A 20,870-nucleotide genomic window follows, 5' to 3' on the forward strand; every position below is an offset into this window, starting at 1 on the left:
CTCGTACCCGAACGTCGGCCCGCTGTAGGCGCTACCGCCGGTACCGGTAGCCTCGTTTCGAGTTCACGACCAGAGGAGTGGCTATGGAGGGCTTCGCCGGAAAGGTCGCGGTGGTGACCGGCGCCGGATCAGGTATCGGTCAGGCGCTGGCGGTCGAACTGGCCCGGTCAGGTGCGAAGCTGGCGATCAGCGACGTCGACACCGAGGGACTGGCCAGCACCGAGCAGCAACTCAAGGCGATCGGCGCGCCGGTGAAGGCCGACCGGTTGGACGTCACCGAACGTGAAGCCTTCGAGTTGTACGCCGAGTCGGTGGTGGACCACTTCGGCATCGTCAACCAGGTCTACAACAACGCCGGGATCGCCTATGTCGGCGACGTCGAGGTGACGCCGTACAAGGACTTCGAGCGCGTGATGGACGTCGACTTCTGGGGTGTGGTCAACGGCACCAAGGCGTTCCTGCCGCACCTGATCGCCTCCGGCGACGGTCACATCGTCAACGTCTCCAGCGTGTTCGGCATCTTCTCGGTCCCGGGGCAGGCGGCGTACAACTCCGCGAAGTTCGCGGTCCGCGGGTTCACCGAAGCGCTGCGCCAGGAGATGGTCGCCAAGAAGTACCCGGTGAAGGTGACCACCGTGCATCCCGGCGGCATCAAGACCGCGATCATGCGTAACGCGACAGCCGCCGAGGGTGTTGATCGGGAAGGCCTGACAAAGACTTTCGACACCCGGCTGACGATCACCACGCCGGAGAAGGCGGCACGCGAAATCCTTTCCGCTGTCCGCAGGAACAAGCCCCGGGTGCTGGTCGGCCCGGACGCCAAAGTGCTCGACGCCATCGTGCGGCTCACGGGTTCGGGCTATCAGTGGCTCTTCAACACGGTGGTCTCGCGGCTGGTACCCAACGCGCACTGACCGCTGTTGGCGGAAAAAAGAGGGTCAGATGCCGAGCGGGTGTTCGGCCAAAAACGAGTCCACGACGTGGCGAGGGTCTTTGCCGTCGGCGACGTCGGCGCGCATCTGCGCCAGCGCAGCGGTATCCAGCACGCCGGCGATCTCGTTGAGCGCGAGCACCTGCCGTTCGTTGAGCATGTTGCGACGGTACAGCGGCACCAGGTTCTCCGCGCGGATCAGCGATGTCTTGTCCGACAACGTCAACAGCTGCGGCGGGATGCCGGTCGCGGCGGTCGTCGTCCACCCCGCGTTGATCTGGCCCGCTTGCACAGCGGCGAACATCGCTGCGCTGTCTGGGAATTCACGGGAACTGCCGATGTCGCAGGTGCCCAGCGCGGCGGGCCCCGGGTCATCGACGACGTGGCCGACCCTCAGCTTGTCGCAGTTGTGCACCGCCGCGGTGACATCGCGTCCGCCCCATGCGTCGGCGGACGACTCGGTGACGACGAGCGCAGGTTTGTCCTCCGCTGACATCGTGTAGTCGCCCGCGGCGATGCCTTCTGGCAAGGCCGACACCAGGTCTCGGTACACCTGGGCCGCCGAGCGCGCGGTCGCGTCGGGCATGAACCGGTGCAGCAACTGCCCGGTGAAACCCGGGACGACGCGAACATCGCCGGCGTCCAGTTGGATCAGCGGGTCGGCTTCGGGTTCGACGTGCGCGGGGCTGCCGTAGTAGCGCAGCGCCGCGGCGTAGAGGTGCGCGATCACCGTCGCGTCAGGATCCGGCGCGGAACCGACGGCGATGGACGGGGCTTCGGCGTCGCCGCCGCAGCCGGCGGTGGCCGCGACGAGCAGCGCGACGAGCGCTGACGCCAGCCACCGAACCGCCATGATCAGGTGGCGGCGTTGGCAACCGCTTGTGCCACAGCCGGACCCACCCGTGGGTCCAACACGCTGGGCACGATGCAGTCGGGCGAGAGGTCGTCGGCCACCACCGAGAAGATCGCGTCGGCGGCCGCCACCTTCATCTGCTCGGTGATGCGCTCTGCGCCGGCGTCCAGCGCCCCCCGGAACACTCCCGGGAACGCCAGCACGTTGTTGATCTGGTTCGGAAAGTCGCTGCGACCGGTGGCCACCACGGCGGCGTGTTTCTTCGCGTCGTCGGGATGGATCTCCGGGTCGGGGTTGGACAGTGCAAACACGATGGCGTCCGGCGACATGGTCGCGACCAACTCAGGCGGCACCACACCCGCGGACAACCCGAGGAACACGTCGGCGCCGTTGAGCGCCTCGGCCAGACCGCCGGTCACCCCGCGGGGATTGGTCTGTTCGGCCAGTTCGGTCTTGTAGGCGTTGAGATCTTCGCGGTCCCCGTGCACGATGCCCTGCGAGTCCAGCACCGTGATGTCGTTGATCCCCTTGGCCAGCAAGATCTTTGTGCACGCCACCCCGGCCGCGCCCGCGCCGGACACCACGACGCGCAGCGAGGCCGGGTCACGTTCGACGACGGCCGCGGCGCCAATCAGCGCCGCCAGCACCACGATTGCCGTTCCGTGCTGGTCATCGTGCATGACCGGGCAGTCCAGCGCCTCGACGAGACGACGTTCGATCTCAAAGCAGCGCGGCGCGGAGATGTCCTCCAAGTTGACGGCGCCGAACGTCGGGCGCAGCCGGATCAGCGTCTCCACGATCTCGTCGGGGTCCTTGGTGTCCAACACGATCGGGATCGCGTCCAGACCGGCGAACTCCTTGAACAGCGCGCACTTACCCTCCATCACCGGCAGCGACGCCGCCGGCCCGACGTCGCCGAGGCCCAGCACCGCGGTGCCGTCGCTGACCACAGCGACGAGGCGGTTGGCCCAGGTGTAGCGGGCGGCCAACGTGTGGTCGGCGGCAATGGCCCGGCTCACCTGCGCCACACCGGGCGTATAGGCGATCGACAACGCGCGCTGGGTATCCAACGGCGACTTCAGTTCCACCCCGAGCTTGCCGCCGGCATGGCCAGCGAAAATCTCGTCGTCAGAAAGGACGATGTTGGATTCGGTCACCAAATGTTCTTCCACCGCTTGCGACACGGTGTCGAGGGTAGCGACGAACTGGTAGGTAGCCTAATCGCCTCAGATGAGTCCGAGATCCGTGACCGCCTTGCGTTCATCGGCGAGTTCGCCCGTCGTCTTGTCGATGCGGGCCCGGGAGAAATCGTTGATCTCCAGGCCCTGCACGATCGTCCAGTTGCCGTTTTCGGTGGTCACCGGGAACGAGGAGATCAGCCCCTCCGGCACGTCGTAGCTGCCGTCGGAGATCACCGCCATCGACACCCAGTCGTCCTTCGGAGTGCCCAGCAGCCAGTCACGTGCGGCGTCGACGGTCGCCGAGGCGGCCGACGCGGCCGAGGAGGCGCCGCGCGCGTCGATGATCGCCGCGCCGCGCTTGGCCACCGTGGGAATGAAGTCGTTCTCGATCCAGTCCTGGTCGTTGACGACCTCGGCGGCGTTGCGGCCGCCGATCTCGGCGTGGAAGATGTCGGGGTACTGGGTGGCCGAGTGGTTGCCCCAGATCGTCATCTTCTTGATGTCGGTCACACTGGCGCCGGTCTTGCGGGCCAGCTGGCTGATCGCCCGGTTGTGATCCAGCCGGGTCAGCGCGGAAAACCGTTCGCGCGGGATGTCGGGTGCATTGCTCATCGCGATCAGCGCGTTGGTGTTGGCCGGGTTACCGGTCACCCCGATGCGGATGTCGTCGGCGGCGACCTCGTTGAGCGCCTTGCCCTGGGCGGTGAAGATGGCGCCGTTGGCCTCGAGCAGATCGCTGCGCTCCATGCCCGGGCCGCGCGGCCGGGCGCCGACCAGCAGCGCCAGGTTGGCGCCGTCGAAGATCTTGTTGGCGTCGGCGCCGATTTCCACGCCGGACAGCAGCGGGAACGCGCAGTCGTCGAGCTCCATCACGACACCCTCGAGCGCCTTGAGCGCCGGCTCGATCTCGAGTAACCGCAGCTCGACCGGGCGATCGGGGCCCAACAGCGAGCCGCTCGCGATGCGGAACAACAGGCTGTAGCCGATCTGGCCCGCCGCACCGGTGACGGCGACCTTGAGGGGAGTTGTGCTCACGTCAGATGCTCCTTGGCTCCAGATGGTTTCCGCACGAACCTAGCGCACCGCCGTCACCCTGCTGATCTCCGGTGCCGCTCGCCGCTCAGGTCGGTCTGGCGGCCCGCCGCTCAGGATCGAGCACGTCGACCCCGTCCTGCTGCCACGCTTCACGCATCGCGTCGGCGCCCTTGAGCCGCACCCAGGCCGCCTCCGTCGCGGTGATCGGCGTCGCCGACAACACCGTCACCGGCGGCAGCGGCGGCGTCAACGCGACGTCGTCGATGTCGCTGGTCGACAACAGGAACGCGGTGAACGGGGCACCTTCCCACAGCGGCGACTCGAGGTCGATGAGCGCGTCGGGCGCAAGCACCAAACCTTCGACGGCTGGGGCGGCGGCGACGATCGCGATGGACCGCACCAGCCCGCGGGGCGTGGCGCCGCGCAGCGCGACGCTGATCTCGGCGCGCGGGCCGTGCAGCGCGTCGGTGACCATCTCGGTCGGGTCGGCCATCGGATGTCGCGAACAGCCAACCGAGACATAGTGAAAGACGCCGTCCAGCCCGGGCCTGCCGTCGGGCCCGAACCGCAGCACGTCGATATTCTCGGTCCCCAGGAAGGTGACGCTTGCCGCGTCGGGTTCGGCGGCGATGGCGGCGCGGGTGAAGTGCTCGCGCAGGTGCTCGCGGACCCGCCCCAGGACGTCGATCACTCGGCGGGCGGCCCAGCCGCGTCGTCGGCGTCGTCGGGGAGGCTGAGGTTGCTGCCCGAGTCTGGATCGAAGATCACCAACCTCGACGTGTCGACGGCCAGCTGGATGGTGTCGCCTTGTTTGGCGGTGGACTCGGTGGAAACCCTTGCCACGAACTCGTTTTCGCCACTGCCGGACTCTGCCGCCAACTCGGCGAGCTGGGCGGAGCGCGCCCCGGTGCCCTCGGTCTTGAAGTGCACGTACTTGTCGGCGCCCAACGACTCGACCAGTTCGACCGTCACGTCGAACGTGAACGCGCTGATGCGCGCGTAGCCGTCGAGCACCGCGGCGTCCTCGAGGTGCTCGGGACGGATGCCGACGATCACGTCGGACGGCGCGTTGCGCCGCGTCAACCGGTCGTGGACTTCGGGGTTCATCGTGACTTCGCCGAACGGCAGCCGTACGCCCACATCGGTGATGCTGGCAGGCAGGAAGTTCATCGCCGGGGAACCGATGAAGCCCGCCACGAACAGGTTGGCCGGGAACTTGTAGAGCTCATCGGGCGTGCCGACTTGCTGAGCCACGCCGCCCAACAACACCACCACGCGGTCGCCCAACGTCATGGCCTCGGTCTGATCGTGGGTGACGTAGACCGTCGTGGTGCCCAGCCGGTCCTGCAGCCGTGCGATCTCCGAACGCATCTGGACTCGCAGCTTGGCGTCCAGGTTGGACAGCGGCTCGTCCATCAGAAACGCCTTGGGGTCGCGGACGATCGCGCGGCCCATCGCGACGCGCTGGCGCTGACCACCCGACAACTGCGCGGGTTTGCGGTCCAGAAACTCGGTGAGGTCGAGGATTTTGGCGGCTTCATCGACCTTGCGGGCGATGTCGTCTTTTTTCATTTTTGCCAGGGTCAGCGGGAACGCGATGTTCTGCCGGACGGTCATGTGCGGGTACAGCGCATAGGACTGGAACACCATCGCGATGTCGCGGTCCTTGGGCGCCTTCTCGTTGACGCGTTCGCCGCCGATGCGCAACTCCCCCGAGGTGATCTCTTCCAGGCCGGCGATCATGTTCAGGGTCGTGGACTTACCGCAGCCGGACGGCCCGACCAGGATGATGAACTCGCCGTCGGCGATGGTCAGCGACAAGTCCTTGACGGCCGTCGCACCGCCTGGGTAACTCTTGGTCACCCGGTCCAACACGATTTCGGCCATCGAACTACCCCTTCACCGCGCCGGATGTCAGACCGGCGACGATCCGTCGTTGGAAGATGAGAACAAAAACAATGATCGGGATGGTAATGACCATCGCCCCGGCTGCGATCGAACCCGTCGGCTCCTCGAACTGCGAACTGCCGGTGAAGTTTGCGATCGCGACGGGCGCGGTGATCGCGCGCTCGGTCGCCGTCAGCGACAACGCCAGCAGCAGGTCGTTCCACGCGAAGATGAACACCAGGATCGCCGCGGTGACGATGCCGGGGGCAGCCAACGGGGCGATCACCTTGCGGAACGCCTGCCACGGGGTGGCGCCGTCCATCTTCGCCGCCTTCTCCAGATCCCATGGGATCTCCCGGAAGAACGCCGAGAGCGTGTAGATCGCCAACGGTAACGCGAACGTGATGTACGGGATGATCAGCCCGGGCCAGGTGTCGAACAGCCCGATGTTGCGCCAGATGTTGAAAAGCGGTGTAACCAAAGAGATCTGGGGGAACATCGCGATCAGTAACGCGACGCCGATGAGTAGCCGCTTACCGGGGAACGTCAGCCGGGCCACGGCGTACGCGGCCATGCCGCCGATCGCGACCGCGATCAACGTGGTGATCAGACCGACACCGATGGAGTTGATCAGCGCCGAGGAGAAGAAGTTGCCTTGAAAGATGCCCTTGTAGTTGTCGAAGGTGATGCCGTCGGGAATCAGCTTGCCGTCCTTGACGGTCGACGTCGGCTTCAACGACAGGCTCAGGATCCACAGCACCGGGAGCAGCGCATACACCACCACCGCCACGTTGACGACGGTCCAACCCGTTGCGCGCCGGGCGTTCACCCGCTCAGCCATCAGCGTCGCTCCTCGTCGGATCCCGGCGCCGAGGCTCCGAAGATCTTGATGTAGATGAACGCGATAATCGCCACCGACAGGAAGATCAACACCGAAATCGCCGATCCCAGGCCGAGATTGAACGCCTTGAACAGGTTGTCGTAGCCCAGGATCGACACGGATCCGGTGTCGTTGGCGCCGCCGGTCAAAATGTAGATGTTGTCGAAGATGCGGAACGCATCCAAGGTGCGAAACAGCAGTGCCACCAGGATGGCCGGTTTGACCAGCGGGATGATCACCTTGACCAGACGTTTCCACGCGCCCGCGCCGTCGACCTGCGCGGCGTTGAGCAGATCCTGCGGCACCAGCGCCAGACCGGCCAGCAACAGCAGCGCCATAAACGGCGTCGTCTTCCACACCTCGGCCAGCACGATGATCGCCAGCGACGGAAGCTGTTGGGTCAGCGGCGCACTGTCTTCGGGCAGCAGGTTGGCCAGATAACCGGTGCCCGGCGTCCACGCGTAGTACCAGCTGTAGGAGGCCGCGACCGTGACGATGCCGTAGGGCACCAGAATCGCGGTGCGCACCACACCTTTTCCGAAGATCGTGCGGTGCATCACCAGCGCGAGCGCCATGCCGAGGACGAACTCGATCGCGACTGACACCACCGTGATTCCCAGCGTCACCGCGAACGCCGTCCACCAGTAGCGGTCGGTGAGGACGGTGACGTAGTTCTCCAAGCCCACGAACGACGTGTCATCCGGGGTGGCGAGGTTGTAGCGCAGCAGGCTCAACCACACCGCGTAGCCGATCGGGTAGGCGGTGACCGCAAGCATCAGCACCACCGCGGGCGAGATCAGCCAGAACGCCAGCCGCCGCTCGGATTTGCGGTCGTCGGTGCCGGTGGCCGCGGCGGTGCGCGACGCGGTCGGTGCCGTCGCCGTCATGGGATCAGCCCCTTACCGTCGATGGCTTTCTGCACCTGCTCGGTAAGTTCGTCGGCCGTGCGTTCCGGGTCGATGTCGGTGATCGGCGCCAGCGTGGCCGACATCCGCATCGACACCGACTGGTAGACCGGCGTCGCCGGTCGCACCGCGGCGTTGGTGAGTTGGTCACGGATGATCTCGTACTGCGGATACTTGGCCTGGAACGTCGGGTCGTCGTACAGCGACGTGCGCACCGCGGGCAGCCCACCCTCCACCGAGGTGTAGCGCTGGTTCTCGATGTTGCGCAGGCAGCGGATCGCCTCGAACGCCTCCTTGCGGTGCTGCGTGGTCTTGGCGACCGCGAGGTTCAGCCCGCCTAGCGTCACCTTGGCCCGTTCACCGGGTACGACACCGGGATAGTGCGCGAACCCGAACACATCCTTACTGGCTTCGTAGGCGGCCTCGAACTGCTCGTCGGTCGGCGAGAAGGTGCCGACGTCGGTGATGGCGTCCTGCAGATCCGGGCGTTCGTCGAGCGGCAGGAAGCTCACGCCGCCCTTGACGGCGTTTTCCAGCAGCGACGGCAGGACGTAGGGCCAGTTCACCTCCAGTGCGGCTTTGCCCTGTTCCAACGCCAGCCGCGCGGTGGTCTCGTCGGTCTGCGTGATCGACGGATCGGCGCCCGGTGCGGTAGCAACGTCCTTCATGATCTGCAGCGCCTTGACGGTCGCGGCCCGATGCTCGGGGGTGTCGGTCAGCGTGACGGTCTCTCCGTCTTCGGAAAGCACTTGACCGCCAGCGCTTTGAAGCAACGTGTTGAACCACACCACCAGGCCTTCGTACTGCTTGCCTTGCACGGCGATCCAACTCGGCTTGCCCGCGGCGTGCAGACGCGTCGCCTCGGCGACCATGCCGTCCCAGGTCGTCGGCGGCTCGTCCATCAAATCGGCTCGGTACCAAAGCAACTGGGTGTTGGTGGTGATAGGTGCCGCGAAAAGCTGGCCCTCCCACTTGGCCGTCTCCAGCGGCCCGGGCAGGGTGTTGGAGGTGGCGTCGGCCTCGGCCAGCCCGGCCGGATCGTCGGAAAGCGGTAGCGCCCAACCGGCCTCGGCGAACTCGGCCGTCCACACCACGTCGAGCGCCATCACGTCGAGCGTCTTGTCGTTTCCGGTCAGCCGCCGAGCCAGCTGCAACCGCTGATCGTCAGCCCCCTTGGGCAAGCTCATCTGCCGGACGGTGAACCGGCCGCCGAACTGTTCGTTGCAGCGCTCGGCGACCGCCGTGAACGTCTGTGCTTCGTTAGCCGGCGTGTAGTAGTTGATGACGAGTCCGTCGGTATCAGATCCGCACGCCGCCACGGTTGACGCCGTCGTCAGCGCGGCCAACACCGCAGCACCCACACGCACGTAGGGGACGCGCACCACCCGCCTCCAGTCCGCGTCGATGTCACCGCCACCTCCGGCAGGAATCTCCGCGCGCAAACCGTATTGCGAGTTATGCGTGATTTGCAACACCATGGGTGCGCGCGTCGCACACCGTTACGCAATTGCGAACGTGCGCAAACTCGGCTAAGCAGACGGCGTGTCGCCCTCAAACACGCACGCTCGCACAGCGGGGAGGGTCAGATCGTCAAGCGCGCCAGCAGATCCCGGCCACGTTCGGCGCTCTGCGGATCACACAGCACGTCGTAGCGACCCGCCACCAATTGCAGCGTCGAGCTGAAATCTCTTGTGCCGCGCGCCATCGCGTACGGGATCGCCGAGGTGATCAACCCGAAGAAGACACCGGCGATCAGACCGGTGGCCAGTGCGCTCCACGGGTTGGGGCTGAAAAAGCCCAGGATCAGACCGATGAACAGACCCAGCCACGCGCCCGTCAGCACGCCCCCGCCGAGCACCTTCGGCCATGTCAGCCGACCGGTGACACGTTCGACCTGCATCAGGTCCACGCCCACGATCGTCACCTGCTGCACCGGGAAGTCTTGGTCAGACAGGTAGTCGACTGCTCGCTGCGCCTCGGCGTACGTCGGATACGACCCGATGGGCCAGCCTTTCGGCGGTGTGGGCAGCGATGGCGGGGCGCCACGTCCCACCCTCGGCGTTCCCGGCGTGGGGCCGGGGTTCGGTCCAGGTTGAAACGGGCTGGTCATCGGTATTCAAACTCCTTAATCATGCGTCTGATCAGGTGATTCTCCTACCCTGATCAACGCGTGAGCGGCCACAATCGTGCCGGGCATTTGCGCTAGGTTGAACAGCATGACAAATCCCGGCGAAGACTCAGGAGAAACCACGCCATCCGGTTCCACCGGGGATGCGTCCGAGCCGACGCCGGTCGAGCAGGCACCGCACCAGTCGACCGAAACGCCGTCGCAAGCGCAAGACCAACCCGAATACCCCCCGCCGCCGGCCTTCAGCCCGCCGGACGAGCAGTACCCGGGCCCACCGGGCTACGACCCGTCGTCGGTCTACCCCTCCGGCTACCCGCCGCCGGGCGGCTATCCCCCGCCACCGCAGTACCCCACGTACCCGCCACCGCCTCCGCCCTACGGAGCGCCGCCGCCGCCCTACGGGGCGCCCCCACCGGGCTACGGGCCCCCGCAGGGCTACGGACCGCAGGGATACGGGATGGGCTATCCGGCGCCCGGATACGGCGCACCGGGCCAGAAGGTCAACGGGATGGCGATCGGCTCGCTGGTGGCCTCCGTCATCGGCGTCATCCCGTTTCTGTGCGGGATCGGGTCGATCATCGGCATCGTGCTCGGGGTCATCGCGCTCAACCAGATCAAGACCTCCGGTGAGGGCGGACGCGGGATGGCCATCGCCGGTATCGCCATCGGCGCCGTGACGTTCCTCATCAGCGTCGTCACGGGCATCGCCTTCTTGAGTGCCTGACCCGCGCCGTCAGGACGGCGGCTGAAACGGCGGTTCCTTGCGGACCATGCCCGCCGCGCGCCCCTTACCCGCGATCACCAGCGCCATCTTCCGGCTGGCCTCGTCGATCATCTCGTCGCCGAGCATCGCTGCGCCCCTCGCGCCGCCCGCACGCGAGGTGTGCCACTCGTAGGCCTCCAGGATCAGCTCGGCGTGGTCGTAGTCCTTCTGCCGCGGGCTGAAAATCTCGTTGCCCGCGGCGATCTGGTCGGGATGCAGCACCCATTTGCCGTCATATCCCAGCGCGGCCGACCGGCCCGCCACCCGTCGGAACCCGTCGACGGCGCGGATCTTCAAGAACGGGCCGTCGATGGCCAGGATGCCGTTGGTGCGCGCAGCGATCAGGATCCGCATCAGCACGTGGTGATGGGCGTCGCCGACGTCGTACCCCTCGGGCTGCTCGCCGACCTCGAGGGTGCGCATGTTCAGGCTGGCCGCCATATCGGCCGGGCCCAGCACGAGCGCCTGCACTCGCGGGGCAGCGGCGATCGCGTCAATGTTCGTCAACCCCTGCGCATTTTCGATCTGCGCCTCGATCCCGATGCGGCCCACGGGCAGCCCGTGTGTCGTCTCCAGTTGGCTCAGCAACAGATCCAGCGCCTCGATATGCGAAACGTCAGTCACCTTGGGCAGCACGACAATGTCGAGCGCGGCACCGGCGCCCGCGACCACTTCGATGATGTCGGCGTGGGTCCACGGTGTGGTCCAGTCGTTGACCCGCACCCCGAGCAGCTGCCCGGCCCAACCGGGCTCGGCCAACGCGGCCGCCACCGCGGTGCGGGCGTCGGCCTTGGCCTCGGGTGCGACGGCGTCCTCCAGGTCGAGGAACACTTCGTCGGCGGGCAGTGACTTCGCCTTCTCGATCATCTTGGCGCTGCTGCCGGGAACGGAAAGCACTGTTCGGCGGGGTCGATACCGGTTTTCCACAACCACACTCTCTACCCTTTGACTCATGGCGGCGGTGAACAGGGTCTATGCGGCCCGACTGGCGGGGATGGTGGTGCTGGGCCCCGACGGGGAGTCCATCGGCCGCGTCCGCGACGTGGTGGTCAGCATCAGCATCGTGCGCCAGCAACCGCGGGTACTCGGCCTTGTCATCGAACTGCTTACGCGCCGAAGGATTTTCGTTCCGATCCTGCGGGTGACATCGATCGAGCCGGGCGCGGTGACGTTGTCGACCGGCAGCGTATCGCTGCGGCGGTTCGCCCAGCGCCCGGGCGAGGTGCTGGTACTCGGCCAGATCATCGAGACCCGGGTCCGCGTCGACGATCCCGAGCTGTCGCATCTGGCCGGAATCGACGTGATCGTCGTCGATCTGGGCATCGAACAGACCCGCACCCGCGACTGGGTGGTCACCAAGGTGGCCGTGCGCCCGCAGCGCCGGCTGGGCCGCCGCAGCAATGTGCATGTCGTGGACTGGCGGCGCGTGCAGGGTCTGACACCGTCGGGGCTGGCAATGCCCGACCAGGGGGTGGCCCAGCTGCTCGACCTGTTCGAGGGCCAGCGCGCGGTAGAGGTCGCCGAGGCGATCCGCGAGCTGCCCGCCAAGCGGCGCTATGAGCTGATCAACGCCCTCGACGACGAACGCTTGGCCGACGTGCTGCAGGAGCTGCCCGAGGACGACCAGACCGACGTCGTCAAACGGCTTCCTGCGGAGCGCTCCGCCCGGGTGTTGGAGGCGATGGACCCCGACGACGCCGCCGACCTGCTCGGCGCGATGAACCCGTCGGAAGCCGAACACTTCCTGCGTCGGATGGACCCCGAGGACTCCGAGGACGTGCGGCGGTTGCTGTCGCACTCCCCCAACACCGCGGGCGGGTTGATGACCTCCGAACCGGTCGTCCTCGCACCCGACACCACCGTCGCCGAGGCGCTGGCCCGGGTCCGCGATCCCGATCTGACCCCGGCGGCGGCGTCGCTGGTGTTCGTGACGCGGCCCCCGACCGCCACGCCGACCGGCCACTACCTGGGTTGCGTGCACCTGCAGCGGCTGCTGCGCGAGCCCCCGGCCGAACTGGTCAGCGGCATCGTCGACACCGACCTGCCCAACCTGGCACCCGAGGACTCACTATCGGCGGTGACGCGGTACTTCGCCGCGTACAACCTGGTGTGCGGGGCTGTCGTGGATGCGGAGAACCACCTGCTCGGCGCGGTGTCGGTGGACGACCTCCTCGACCACCTGCTGCCTGAGGACTGGCGCGAAACCGAGGAGCCCGAACTGTCCGGCGCCGAGGGGACGACATGACAGAGCCCACGAGCCGCGGGCGCCTGGACACCCCGCTGACGTCACGCCGCTTCGGCTTCAACTACGACCCCGAGGCGGTCGGGCGGGTCAGCGAGTCGATCGCCCGGTTCCTGGGCACCGGGCGCTATCTGGCGTGGCAGACGATCCTCGTGGTCGTCTGGATCATCCTGAACTTGTTTGCTGTCAGCCTGCGCTGGGATCCGTATCCGTTCATCTTGCTCAACCTGGCGTTCTCGACACAGGCCGCCTACGCCGCGCCGTTGATCCTGCTGGCGCAGAACCGACAGGAAAACCGCGACCGCGTATCACTGGACGAAGACCGTCGTCGCGCCTTGCAGACCAAGGCCGACACCGAGTACCTGGCCCGTGAACTGGCCGCGCTGCGGTTGGCCGTCGGCGAGGTCGCCACCCGCGACTACCTGCGCCGCGAACTCGACGAACTGCGTGAGATGCTCACGGCGATGCAGCAGTCGGCGACCACTGCCCACGACGACGACACCGGTCGTTGACGGGCGCCGAGCGGCGCGCCGCCACATAAAGCTTGCATCGGCTAACGCCATTGCTGTAACAACTCCGTTATCGACTAGGTATGGTGACCTGGTTCACAAGCGATCGCAGAACAAGGACGGTTGAGTGCACATCAGAGGAGTCGCCGCCCTCAAGGCCGTGCGGCGCCAAGCGGGGCGCGTACTTCCCAAATCGGGCCTGAGTGTGCATGACGCGATCTCCCCGCCGCGGGTCCGGGCGGGCATGGCCATCGCCATCATCACCCCGGTCGTACTCGCCGGCAGCGTCGGCGCCTCCGCCCAGTCCACACGCACCCAGGTGCGCGACGCCGCGGTGACCCCGCTTGCCGCCGTCGCACCCTCACCGGACACCCGCAGCGGCGCGTCCGTCGTCGCGGTCACCAAAGCACCGTCCCCGTTCCACATCGCCTCCACCTCGGTGTCCTCGCCGCCGCCCGCGGCGGTGGTGAATTCACCTGGTGCGCTTGGTATCCCGGGGATGGCATTGTCGGCGTACCGCAACGCCGAGCGGATGATGGCCGTGGCGCAGCCCGAGTGCGGCGTCAGCTGGAACCTGTTGGCCGGTATCGGCCGCATCGAGTCGATGCACGCCAACGGCGGCGCCACCGACGCCAGCGGCACGGCGGTCAGCCCGATCTTCGGGCCCGTGCTGGACGGCACGCTGCCCGGTAACGAGGTCATCGTGCAGAGCCGCACCGCCGACCGCGTCACCTACGCCCGCGCCATGGGGCCGATGCAGTTCCTGCCGGGCACCTGGGCGCGCTATGCGTCAGACGGCGACGGCGACGGTAAGGCCGAGGTGCAGAACCTGTTCGACTCGACCCTGGCGGCCGCGCGTTACCTGTGCAGCGGCGGCATGAACCTGCGCGATCAGTCCCACGTGATGGCCTCGATCCTGCGCTACAACAACTCGGTGGCCTATGCCCGCAACGTGCTCGGCTGGGCCGCGGCCTACGCCACCGGCGTGGTCCCGATGGATCTGCCGCCGATCACCGGTTCGGTACCCGCGCTCGGCGACACCGGTATGCAGCACCTCGAAAGCCTCGAAAGCTACGAAGGGCTGGGCCCCGGGCTGCCGCTCAACGCGCTGGCCCTGCCCGAGAACGACCCGATGGCGCTGATGTCGCTGCTGCAGCGCGACAGCGTGGCCAACCAGATCACCAGCGTGCCCGGGTTCGCACCGGGCCAACAGCTCGGACCGCTGCCCGGCCCGGTGCCCCAGCTCGCCCCGAATCCGCAGGCCCCGGCTCCGCCGCCGTGGACCCCGCCGTGGATGCAGCCGCAGCAGCCCGAGTGCGCGGTGTTCTGCATCGAGGACAACGTGCCGCCGCCCCCGCTGCAGCCGGCGCTCGGCGCACCTGGGCCCGCCATGGCGCAGCCGATGCTTCCGCCCGCACCGCCTCCGCTGGGGGCGCCGCCGGCGCCCATGCCAGGCCCGGCAGCACCCGTCGCGCCAGGGCCGCCGCCAGGACCGGCCCCCGGCCCCGTCGGCGCGCCGATCCCGGGACCACCACCTGGACCGGTGGGTTAACCACGGATTTCGGGTCACGCCTAGACTCGGATGCGATGTCCGGATCTGAGCTTGAAACTGCGGTTCGTGCCGCGCTGGCCAAGGTGATCGACCCCGAACTTCGGCGGCCGATCACCGAGCTCGGCATGATCAAAGACGTCACCGTCGAAGCCGATGGCGGCGTGCACGTCGAGGTGTATCTGACCACCGCCGCGTGTCCGAAGAAGACCGAGATCTCCGATGACGTGCGCCGCGCGGTCGCCGACGTGCCTGGCACCGGCGCGGTCAAGGTCAGCCTCGACGTGATGAACGACGAGCAGCGCACTGAATTGCGCAAGCAGCTGCGCGGGGACTCACGCGAACCGGTCATCCCGTTCGCCCAGCCGGACTCGCTGACCCGCGTCTACGCGGTCGCCTCCGGCAAGGGCGGTGTCGGCAAGTCGAGCGTCACGGTGAACATCGCGGCGGCCATGGCCGCGCGCGGGCTGTCGGTCGGCGTACTCGACGCCGACATCTACGGCCACTCGGTACCGCGGATGATGGGCACCACCGACCGCCCGACCCAGGTCGAGTCGATGATCCTGCCGCCGGTCGCCCACGACGTCCGGGTGATCTCGATCGCGATGTTCACCCAGGGCAACACCCCGGTGGTGTGGCGTGGGCCGATGCTGCACCGTGCGCTGCAGCAGTTCCTGGCCGACGTCTACTGGGGCGACCTGGATGTGCTGCTGCTCGATCTCCCGCCGGGCACCGGGGACGTCGCCATCTCGGTGGCCCAGCTGATCCCGGGCGCGGAGATCCTCGTCGTAACCACCCCGCAGTTGGCGGCCGCCGAAGTCGCCGAGCGCGCCGGGGCGATCGCGCTGCAGACCCGTCAGCGCATCGTCGGTGTGGTGGAGAACATGGCCGGGCTGCTGCTGCCCGACGGCACCACCATGCAGATCTTCGGAGAGGGCGGCGGAAAGCAGGTGGCCGAGCGGCTGTCGCGATCCGTCGGCGCCGACGTCCCGCTGCTCGGCCAGGTGCCGCTCGACCCGGCGCTGGTCACCGCGGGCGACTCCGGTGTGCCGCTGGTGCTCTCGGCGCCGGACTCGGCGGCGGGTAAGGAGTTGCGCAGTGTCGCCGAGGCGCTGTCGAGCCGTAAGCGCGGGCTGGCCGGCATGTCGCTGGGTCTGGATCCTGCTGGCAGGCAATAACGGTCGCGTGTCCGATGTCGAAGATCGCCACGGGTCGTTCGACGCGGCGTTACAGTGCTTTTCGTGGGTAAAGATCGGTTAGCCAGCGGGCGCCGCCGGACGCTGGCGCTGGCCGCCTCGATCGTCGTGGCCGCGGGCCTGTTCTATGCCCAAACCGCCGAGCACCCGCCCCAGACGCCGGCGGCCTCGGTTCCGCCCGGTGAGGTCGCCGAACCGCCCGCCCCACCACGACCGCCGGTGGACACGCCCACCGAGGCGGAGTTGATGGCGGCAAGCGCGCCGGTGGCCAGCGCCGCGGTCACCTTCGAGTTACCGCCCGGCGTCGCACCCGAGGAAGGGTTGCAGGTCAACACCATTCGGGTGGCCCGCGCGCTGTCCGTGCTGTTCCCGGAGATCACCAGCATCGGCGGCTACCGGCAGGACCCGTTGAAATGGCATCCCAACGGGTTGGCCATCGACGTGATGATTCCGAACCACGGCAGCGAGAAAGGTATCGAGCTCGGCAACCAGATCGCCGGGTTCGCGCTGGCGAACGCGAAGCGGTGGGGCGTCATCCATGTGATCTGGCGGCAGGGCTTCTACCCCGGTGTCGGCGCCCCGAGTTGGACCGCCGACTACGGCAACGAGACCGCCAACCACTTCGACCACATCCACATCGCCACCAACGGCGGCGGATATCCGACCGGCGACGAGAGCTACTTCATCTGATGCGGCTCAGGTGGCGTCGGTGTCATACGGCGTCACCGAAGGCGGTGGCGGAGTCTGCGGGGTGGGCGCCGGTGAGCTGACGGGCTTTTCGGCCACGGGCCGGTCGAACTGCCCGGTAAACAGGGAATCGTCACCGTCGAGCAGGTGTTTGGTGATCGCGGCCCGCGGCGACATCCCGCGCAGCTTGTTCAGCTCGCCCAACGGCTCCCGCAGATCGTCGAACTCGGGCCCGAGGTCCTCCCGCAACTGCGTGGTGGCCCCGCTGATGTAGTCGCGCGCCTGCCGCAGCGCCGACGACGTCCAGCGGATCGCTCCGGGCAGCCGTTCGGGTCCCAGGATCACCAGACCGGCGATGACCAGGATCAGCATCTCGCCCCAGCCGACGTTGGCGAACATGTCAGACGGTGTTGTCGGGGATCGGGGTGATCGTCAGCGTGACGGGGCGGCCGTCACGCAGCACCTCGATCGGGGCCGGCTGGTCCACCTGAAGCTGGCGCACCGCGACGACGAACTCGTCGGCGTCGGCGACCTTGCGGTCACCCACCTTGACGACGACGTCGTTCTCCAGGATGCCCGCGCGCTCCGCGGGGCTGCCGGCCTTCACGTTGGCCACCTGCGCCCCGGATGCCAGCTCGTTGCTCACCGAGCGCGCCGTCAGACCCAGCGTCGGATGGGCGATCTTGCCGTCCCGGATCAGCGTCTCCACAACGGCTTTCACTTCGTTGACCGGGATGGCGAAGCCGAGCCCGCTGGCACTCTCCGACAGCGACTTGCCCGCGGTGTTGATACCGATGACGTTGCCGTCCATGTCGATCAGCGGTCCGCCGGAGTTGCCGTGGTTGATGGGTGCGTCGGTCTGCAGACCGTCGATGACGGTGTCGGTGTCGGAGCCGTCGCCCGACAGCGGCACCGGTCGATTCAGCGCGCTGATGATGCCGGCGGTCACGGTGCTGCGCAGTCCCAGCGGGGCGCCCGCGGCGATCACCTCGTCGCCGACCTCCAGCGTGTCGGAGTCACCCATTTTGGCCACGGTGAGGTTGTCGACGTTGTCGACCTTCAACACGGCCAGGTCGGTTTTGGGGTCGCGCCCAACCAGATTGGCGGGCACCTCCTCGCCGTCGTTGAACACCACGGTCATCTTGTACTTGCTCGGGTTGTTGGCTGCCTCGGAGATGACGTGGTTGTTGGTGACGATGTAACCGCGCTCGTCGACGACCACACCTGAGCCCTGCGAGCCCTCCTGGTCGCTTTTCGCCTCGATGGTGACCACCGAATCTGCGACGGCCGCAGCCACTTTGGCGAACCGGCCCTCGGGCGGCTGGCCGGTGTCGCTGGTGTTCAACGTCACCTTCGATGTCGTGAAGGCCTCGGTCACCTCGGCCGTCGTGCGTCCGACCCAACCGCCGGCGAACCCGACCACTATCGCGGCGATGCCGAGAACCGCCAGCGCGACATAGGACACCCTGCCGCCGAACAGCACGTCGCGCACGCTGAGCTTGCCCATGCTGACGCTGACCGGCGCGTGCGGTGCTTCCTGAAGCGCGGGGGTGCCCAACGCCACCGGAGCCGCCGGATCGCGCCACGGATCGGCCGCCGGGTCGGCGCCCGGTCCCGCGCGTTCGGCTTCCAGCGCGCCGACGTCGGCGGGATGACGCTGTAGCGAGTCGACCGCCGGGTGCGGACGGGCGAACGCTTCGGCCAGCACCGGGTCCGGCGTGCGGTCCTTCGGGGTGAACTCGGATTGATCGCGGTAGCGGTCCTGGCCTACGAAAGATCCGCTGACCCCGTCGGGGCGGCTGAACACACGTCGCGCCGCCGGATCAACCGGCGGACGCGAGACGGGGCGCGGTTCGAGGCGCTCACGGCCGGACTGGTCCAGATTGGTCACCCGTTTATCACCCCTGTGGAAGCGCCCGCGGCCGCAAACGCAGGCCGCTGTCGTGTCCGCACCACCCTACCGGCGCTTACGCCGAGACCGCGTCGCGTCTCCAGCAAACTGCGTCGGTTCGGACTCGGCCGGCGATTGATGCGGAGCAGAACGCGGGATCTCCGATAACAGGCCCAACAACTCCGTCGGCACGACGATCGGGTGCGAATCCCGCAACGCCGCACGCGCCTGGCGCTGGGCGTCCACCTCGGCCGCGCACTGCGGACACATCGACATATGGCTGGCCGCGCGCAGGTGGGCGTTCATCCGTAGCTCGCCGTCGACGAACGCGGCGATGGCCTCGGTCGAAAGGTGCTCGGTGGAGCTGAACTGACGCGGTCCGACCGGTGCGTCGCTCTGCGACGCGAACTGAGAAGGCAGCCAGGAAAACGCCCGACGGAACACATGTCCCCGGTCGACCATCACCGAGCTCCTCTCGTTTCGCTTGTCGGTGCTTACTCGAATGTAGCGCGGCGCGTGCGCTTAGACCTGCAAAGGTCAGGCGGTTTTGGCCGTCTCGTTGCTGTGCTTGGCCAGATATTCGCGCAACGCCTGGCGTCCGCGGTGGATGCGGCTGCGCACGGTGCCGAGCTTGACGTCGAGCGTGGCGCCGATCTCCTCGTAGGACAGCCCCTCGATATCGCACAGCACCACCGCAGCACGGAACTCCGGCGGCAGCGAGTCCAGGGCGGCCTGCAGGTCGGGGCCCAGCCGCGAGTCGTGGTAGATCTGCTCGGGGTTGGGGTCCTCGGCGGGCACCCGGTCGTAGTCCTCGGGCAGTGCTTCCATGCGGATGCGCCCGCGCCTGCGGACCATGTCGAGGAACAGGTTCGTGGTGATGCGGTGCAGCCAGCCCTCGAACGTGCCGGGCTGATAGTTCTGCACGGACCGGAACACGCGGATGAAGGTCTCCTGCGTGAGGTCCTCGGCGTCATGCTGGTTGCCGGAGAGCCGGTAGGCCAGGCGGTACACCCGGTCGGCGTGCTGACGCACCAGGTCGTCCCACGACGGCATCGTCGACTTGTCACCGGTGGCGTCGAAGATCGCGGTGCCGGTGGGTTCGTCAGACGGCTCCACCCACGTTCCATCGGTGTACTGCTCGAAACGGGTCATGGACACCGGAGCGGTGGGCGCACTTGAAATGATCGTCACTTCCTCCTGGTCACAGCCGCCATCACGAATCGACGGCTCGATATCGGCGGAAACGTCCAAATTGCGGCGCGTATTCCCGGAATGCCAGCGTGTGCCGTCGTCCATGGGCAATACGGTCTCCGACCCTGGTGTGCTTCGCATATGAGCAAACTGAACATTTCCTGAGAATGCTTTCTACCCATTTTTCACCTGCGGAAACCGGGCCGCGACGGGCGAGAACTACGGTGTCGGCCCGGGCGTGTCGGGGTGTCGGGCCGCCTCGGTTGGCTCTACGCTGCGGGCATGGCAAGCACCGACGACAGCAGCGGTCAGCAAAGCCGCGCTGAGTCGATCGTCGCGCACGCCGAGCAGTCGATCTCCGAGGACGCGATCGTCGCGGCCGCCCGCGAACGCGCCGACGACATCGGTGCCGGCGCGGTCACCCCCGCCGTCGGTGCGCTGCTGTGCGTGCTGGCCAAGATGACCGGCGCCAAGGCCGTCGTCGAAGTCGGCACCGGCGCAGGCATCAGCGGGCTGTGGCTGCTGTCGGGTATGCGTGAGGACGGCGTGCTCACCACCATCGATGTGGAACCCGAACATCAGCGCATCGCCAAGCAGGCCTACACCGAGGCCGGTATCGGGCCCGGCCGCACCCGGCTGATCAGCGGCCGGGCACAGGATGTGCTCACCCGGCTGGCCGATGAGTCCTACGATCTGGTGTTCATCGACGCCGATCCGGTGGATCAACCGCAGTTCGTCACCGAGGGCGTGCGGCTGCTGCGGCCCGGCGGTGCGATCGTCGTGCACCGCGCCGCCTTGGACGGTCGCGCCGGGGATGCGCGCGCCAACGACGCCGAGGTCACCGCGGTGCGCGAGGCCGCGCGGCTGATCGCCGAGGATGAGCGGCTCACCCCGGTGCTGATCCCGCTGGGCGACGGCCTGCTCGCCGCCGCCCGCGACTGAATTTCCCCTCCTTGCGCGATTCGTGTGCGTTTTGTTGCGCTCAGCGCGCCTGAACGCACACAAACCTTGACCCGCGGCTGAACGTGCGTTTAGTGTATTG

Annotated in this window: 22 protein-coding genes; 8 read left to right on the top strand and 14 right to left on the bottom strand. The window is 67.6% G+C overall.

From position 1 onward, the window contains the following. Window positions 1-83: 83 nt before the first annotated feature. Window positions 84-914: an SDR family NAD(P)-dependent oxidoreductase gene (locus tag ABQE93_RS18720; protein WP_448409616.1), complete on the top strand. Its 831-nt coding sequence runs from the start codon at window positions 84-86 to the stop codon at window positions 912-914. Window positions 915-938: 24 nt separating this feature from the next. On the opposite strand, the gene ABQE93_RS18725 is transcribed toward ABQE93_RS18720, so the two are convergent. The 9 genes from ABQE93_RS18725 to ABQE93_RS18765 form a co-directional block, all read right to left on the bottom strand. Beyond that, on the bottom strand, window positions 939-1,784 hold the full coding sequence (locus ABQE93_RS18725; protein ID WP_448409615.1) for a glycine betaine ABC transporter substrate-binding protein: 846 nt from the start codon (window positions 1,782-1,784) through the stop codon (window positions 939-941). A 2-nt stretch (window positions 1,785-1,786) separates the two neighbouring features. Further along, the gene (locus tag ABQE93_RS18730; RefSeq protein ID WP_448438074.1) at window positions 1,787-2,968 is read right to left on the bottom strand and encodes an NAD(P)-dependent malic enzyme; all 1,182 of its coding nucleotides are present in this window, start codon (window positions 2,966-2,968) and stop codon (window positions 1,787-1,789) included. Between the two features lie 42 nt (window positions 2,969-3,010). Next, window positions 3,011-4,000 (bottom strand): malate dehydrogenase, encoded by a 990-nt coding sequence (locus ABQE93_RS18735; RefSeq protein ID WP_448409614.1) that lies wholly within the window; start codon window positions 3,998-4,000, stop codon window positions 3,011-3,013. 85 nt (window positions 4,001-4,085) lie between these two features. Then, complete coding sequence (locus ABQE93_RS18740) at window positions 4,086-4,691, bottom strand: suppressor of fused domain protein (protein WP_448409613.1); 606 nt, start codon at window positions 4,689-4,691, stop codon at window positions 4,086-4,088. After that, window positions 4,688-5,887: an ABC transporter ATP-binding protein gene (locus ABQE93_RS18745; protein WP_448409611.1), complete on the bottom strand. Its 1,200-nt coding sequence runs from the start codon at window positions 5,885-5,887 to the stop codon at window positions 4,688-4,690. The genes ABQE93_RS18740 and ABQE93_RS18745 overlap by 4 nt, the downstream gene beginning before the upstream one ends. Window positions 5,888-5,891: 4 nt before the next feature. Then, window positions 5,892-6,716, bottom strand: a complete 825-nt coding sequence (locus ABQE93_RS18750) for a carbohydrate ABC transporter permease (protein WP_448409749.1) — start codon at window positions 6,714-6,716, stop codon at window positions 5,892-5,894. Window positions 6,717-6,727: 11 nt separating this feature from the next. After that, a complete protein-coding gene (locus ABQE93_RS18755) occupies window positions 6,728-7,654 on the bottom strand; it encodes a carbohydrate ABC transporter permease (RefSeq protein ID WP_448409610.1) in 927 nt (308 codons plus the stop codon). Then, entirely contained in the window at window positions 7,651-9,150 is a 1,500-nt protein-coding gene (locus ABQE93_RS18760; protein WP_448409608.1) for an ABC transporter substrate-binding protein, read from the bottom strand. Before ABQE93_RS18760 ends, ABQE93_RS18755 begins: the two co-directional genes overlap by 4 nt. Window positions 9,151-9,254: 104 nt before the next feature. Beyond that, window positions 9,255-9,782, bottom strand: coding sequence for a YflT domain-containing protein (locus ABQE93_RS18765; protein ID WP_448409607.1), 528 nt, complete (start codon window positions 9,780-9,782; stop codon window positions 9,255-9,257). 106 nt (window positions 9,783-9,888) lie between these two features. On the opposite strand from ABQE93_RS18765, the gene ABQE93_RS18770 reads away from it, so the two are divergent. Then, on the top strand, window positions 9,889-10,524 hold the full coding sequence (locus ABQE93_RS18770) for a DUF4190 domain-containing protein (protein ID WP_448409605.1): 636 nt from the start codon (window positions 9,889-9,891) through the stop codon (window positions 10,522-10,524). A 9-nt stretch (window positions 10,525-10,533) separates the two neighbouring features. Here ABQE93_RS18770 and ABQE93_RS18775 read toward each other — a convergent pair whose 3' ends face one another. Then, the gene (locus tag ABQE93_RS18775) at window positions 10,534-11,490 is read right to left on the bottom strand and encodes an HpcH/HpaI aldolase/citrate lyase family protein (RefSeq protein ID WP_448409747.1); all 957 of its coding nucleotides are present in this window, start codon (window positions 11,488-11,490) and stop codon (window positions 10,534-10,536) included. Window positions 11,491-11,515: 25 nt separating this feature from the next. Between ABQE93_RS18775 and ABQE93_RS18780 the strand changes: the two genes are divergently transcribed. The 5 genes from ABQE93_RS18780 (at window position 11,516) to ABQE93_RS18800 (ending at window position 16,749) form a co-directional block, all read left to right on the top strand. After that, window positions 11,516-12,808, top strand: coding sequence for a magnesium transporter MgtE N-terminal domain-containing protein (locus ABQE93_RS18780; protein ID WP_448409603.1), 1,293 nt, complete (start codon window positions 11,516-11,518; stop codon window positions 12,806-12,808). Then, entirely contained in the window at window positions 12,805-13,317 is a 513-nt protein-coding gene (locus tag ABQE93_RS18785) for a DUF1003 domain-containing protein (protein ID WP_448409601.1), read from the top strand. Before ABQE93_RS18780 ends, ABQE93_RS18785 begins: the two co-directional genes overlap by 4 nt. Window positions 13,318-13,441: 124 nt before the next feature. Continuing rightward, on the top strand, window positions 13,442-14,866 hold the full coding sequence (locus ABQE93_RS18790; protein WP_448409600.1) for a lytic transglycosylase domain-containing protein: 1,425 nt from the start codon (window positions 13,442-13,444) through the stop codon (window positions 14,864-14,866). Between the two features lie 35 nt (window positions 14,867-14,901). Beyond that, entirely contained in the window at window positions 14,902-16,041 is a 1,140-nt protein-coding gene (locus ABQE93_RS18795; RefSeq protein WP_448409599.1) for an Mrp/NBP35 family ATP-binding protein, read from the top strand. A 54-nt stretch (window positions 16,042-16,095) separates the two neighbouring features. Continuing rightward, on the top strand, window positions 16,096-16,749 hold the full coding sequence (locus ABQE93_RS18800; RefSeq protein ID WP_448409598.1) for a VldE C-terminal domain-containing protein: 654 nt from the start codon (window positions 16,096-16,098) through the stop codon (window positions 16,747-16,749). Between the two features lie 6 nt (window positions 16,750-16,755). Here ABQE93_RS18800 and tatB read toward each other — a convergent pair whose 3' ends face one another. From tatB to sigE, 4 genes are all read right to left on the bottom strand, one after another. Beyond that, window positions 16,756-17,145, bottom strand: coding sequence for a Sec-independent protein translocase protein TatB (gene tatB, locus ABQE93_RS18805; protein ID WP_448409596.1), 390 nt, complete (start codon window positions 17,143-17,145; stop codon window positions 16,756-16,758). 1 nt (window position 17,146) lies between these two features. Continuing rightward, on the bottom strand, window positions 17,147-18,637 hold the full coding sequence (gene htrA / locus ABQE93_RS18810) for a serine protease HtrA (RefSeq protein ID WP_448409595.1): 1,491 nt from the start codon (window positions 18,635-18,637) through the stop codon (window positions 17,147-17,149). Between the two features lie 66 nt (window positions 18,638-18,703). Further along, the gene (rseA, locus tag ABQE93_RS18815; RefSeq protein ID WP_448409593.1) at window positions 18,704-19,099 is read right to left on the bottom strand and encodes an anti-sigma E factor RseA; all 396 of its coding nucleotides are present in this window, start codon (window positions 19,097-19,099) and stop codon (window positions 18,704-18,706) included. Between the two features lie 75 nt (window positions 19,100-19,174). After that, entirely contained in the window at window positions 19,175-19,933 is a 759-nt protein-coding gene (sigE, locus tag ABQE93_RS18820) for an RNA polymerase sigma factor SigE (protein WP_448409592.1), read from the bottom strand. Window positions 19,934-20,110: 177 nt separating this feature from the next. Here sigE and ABQE93_RS18825 point away from each other — a divergent pair, with 177 nt between their 5' ends. Then, window positions 20,111-20,770 carry an O-methyltransferase gene (locus ABQE93_RS18825; protein ID WP_448409591.1) on the top strand — a complete coding sequence of 220 codons (660 nt, stop codon included), beginning with the start codon at window positions 20,111-20,113 and terminating at the stop codon, window positions 20,768-20,770. The last annotated feature ends 100 nt before the right edge of the window (window positions 20,771-20,870 follow it).

The organism is Mycolicibacterium sp. XJ662 (assembly GCF_053484035.1).

Excerpts from the sequence above, each read along its gene's own strand:
- ABQE93_RS18720 (WP_448409616.1), top strand. The coding sequence starts at position 84 with ATGGAGGGCTTCGCCGGAAAGGTCGCGGTGGTGACCGGCGCCGGATCA.
- ABQE93_RS18725 (WP_448409615.1), bottom strand. The coding sequence starts at position 1,784 with ATGGCGGTTCGGTGGCTGGCGTCAGCGCTCGTCGCGCTGCTCGTCGCG.
- ABQE93_RS18745 (WP_448409611.1), bottom strand. The coding sequence starts at position 5,887 with ATGGCCGAAATCGTGTTGGACCGGGTGACCAAGAGTTACCCAGGCGGT.
- ABQE93_RS18755 (WP_448409610.1), bottom strand. The coding sequence starts at position 7,654 with ATGACGGCGACGGCACCGACCGCGTCGCGCACCGCCGCGGCCACCGGC.
- ABQE93_RS18760 (WP_448409608.1), bottom strand. The coding sequence starts at position 9,150 with ATGGTGTTGCAAATCACGCATAACTCGCAATACGGTTTGCGCGCGGAG.
- ABQE93_RS18765 (WP_448409607.1), bottom strand. The coding sequence starts at position 9,782 with ATGACCAGCCCGTTTCAACCTGGACCGAACCCCGGCCCCACGCCGGGA.
- ABQE93_RS18770 (WP_448409605.1), top strand. The coding sequence starts at position 9,889 with ATGACAAATCCCGGCGAAGACTCAGGAGAAACCACGCCATCCGGTTCC.
- ABQE93_RS18780 (WP_448409603.1), top strand. The coding sequence starts at position 11,516 with ATGGCGGCGGTGAACAGGGTCTATGCGGCCCGACTGGCGGGGATGGTG.
- ABQE93_RS18785 (WP_448409601.1), top strand. The coding sequence starts at position 12,805 with ATGACAGAGCCCACGAGCCGCGGGCGCCTGGACACCCCGCTGACGTCA.
- ABQE93_RS18795 (WP_448409599.1), top strand. The coding sequence starts at position 14,902 with ATGTCCGGATCTGAGCTTGAAACTGCGGTTCGTGCCGCGCTGGCCAAG.
- tatB (WP_448409596.1), bottom strand. The coding sequence starts at position 17,145 with ATGTTCGCCAACGTCGGCTGGGGCGAGATGCTGATCCTGGTCATCGCC.
- rseA (WP_448409593.1), bottom strand. The coding sequence starts at position 19,099 with ATGGTCGACCGGGGACATGTGTTCCGTCGGGCGTTTTCCTGGCTGCCT.
- sigE (WP_448409592.1), bottom strand. The coding sequence starts at position 19,933 with ATGGACGACGGCACACGCTGGCATTCCGGGAATACGCGCCGCAATTTG.
- ABQE93_RS18825 (WP_448409591.1), top strand. The coding sequence starts at position 20,111 with ATGGCAAGCACCGACGACAGCAGCGGTCAGCAAAGCCGCGCTGAGTCG.